Below are 698 nucleotides of genomic sequence, written 5' to 3'. Positions count from 1 at the left end.
GGTTCTTCACGGATTACCGGGATAGGCGGCCTTGATCTTGAGGAAGAAGTAAGCGCTGTCGCGGTAGCCGTAGGCCATGCGCTTCATGACCTTGATGCGGTTGTTGATACCTTCGAGCTGGCCCGTGTGCATGGGCCAGCGCACGCGGGCAAGGATGCCTCGCCAGTACGCAGCCAGCTTGTTGGCGAAGCGTCGCAGCGGCTCGATGCCGCTGTCGCGAGCCTGCGCCAGCCAAGCCCGCCAGGCCCGTCGCCATTGCCACGCGGTCATCGGCTGCCAGAGCTCCTTGAGCACCGATTTGAGCACGTAGACGGTCATCAGGGTCTGATTGGCTTCCAGCAACTCGTGTAGCTTGATGTGCTGCTCGGCCGACAGGTTCTCGCGGTTGCGCAGCAACAGCCAGCGCGAGCGTTTGACGACGCGCCGCAGCGGACGCTCATGCTTGAGCCGGTTGGCTTCATCGACGCGTACCCGGTCGATCACCTCGCGGCCGTATTTGGCGACCACGTGATACAGGTCGTACACGATGCGTGCATTCGGGCAATGCTGCTGCACCTCCAGATCGAACGCAGTGTTCATGTCCATCGCGACGGCTTCGATCCCTTTGCACCGCTCGATGCCGAGCCAGTCGAAGAACGGGCGAATCGCCTCCCGGCTGCGTCCTTCGCCGACCCACAACACGCGGCGCGTGTCGGCAT

Annotated in this window: 1 protein-coding gene; it reads right to left on the bottom strand. The window is 63.0% G+C overall.

What is annotated here, in order from left to right; genetic code table 11:
- Positions 1-6 precede the first annotated feature (6 nt).
- Positions 7-698: ISL3 family transposase (locus SB786_RS35545; RefSeq protein WP_410731477.1), on the bottom strand; the 692-nt coding region annotated here is incomplete at its 5' end.

Origin of the sequence: Burkholderia sp. SIMBA_062, assembly GCF_046534765.1 — a bacterium.
GTDB lineage: Bacteria > Pseudomonadota > Gammaproteobacteria > Burkholderiales > Burkholderiaceae > Burkholderia > Burkholderia ambifaria.
This window is presented reverse-complemented; position numbering and strand designations above follow the sequence as displayed.